Source organism: Agathobaculum sp. TL06 (assembly GCF_054658635.1).
The window spans coordinates 1-443 of record NZ_BAAGGY010000072.1; the positions used below are offsets into that span (position 1 = coordinate 1).

Here is a 443-nt window from a genome sequence, read left to right on the forward strand (position 1 = left end):
ATCTCGTACGGGAACCGCGTCACGTTCTGCTTGCATACGTTCGCCAGCAGCAGGTCGATCAGGTAGTTGCCGCTCTTTGTCTTCGTCCCCTGGCTGGAGCACGCGATGCCGCAGCAGTACAGCGTCTCGTTCAGGTGCGTCATCTCGATCAGCTTATCCTTCACATGGCTGGCCTTCGCCGAGCCCGCCATGTCGCCCGCCAGCGCCGTCGCGCCGATCAGCACGTCGCCCACGCCTACCTTGCACCCGCCGTAGCTCTGGCGGTGGTAGCCTGCGAACCGCTCTACCATCATGCCCGCGAACTGCACTTCGCCGTTCAGGAAGATCATTTCGTTCGGGATGAACACATGGTCGAAGATCACCAGCACCTCATGCCCGCCGTAGACCTTGTTGCCCACGTCGATGTCGTTGTACTCCTCGGTCTTGCGCGTGTCGCAGGACTG

1 protein-coding gene is annotated in these 443 nt (G+C 61.4%); it reads right to left on the reverse strand.

Annotated features, from left to right (window positions below):
- Positions 1-443, reverse strand: a 443-nt coding sequence (locus tag ACYQ3S_RS15680) for a 4-hydroxyphenylacetate 3-hydroxylase C-terminal domain-containing protein (RefSeq protein ID WP_459690304.1), incomplete at both ends; no start/stop codon positions are given.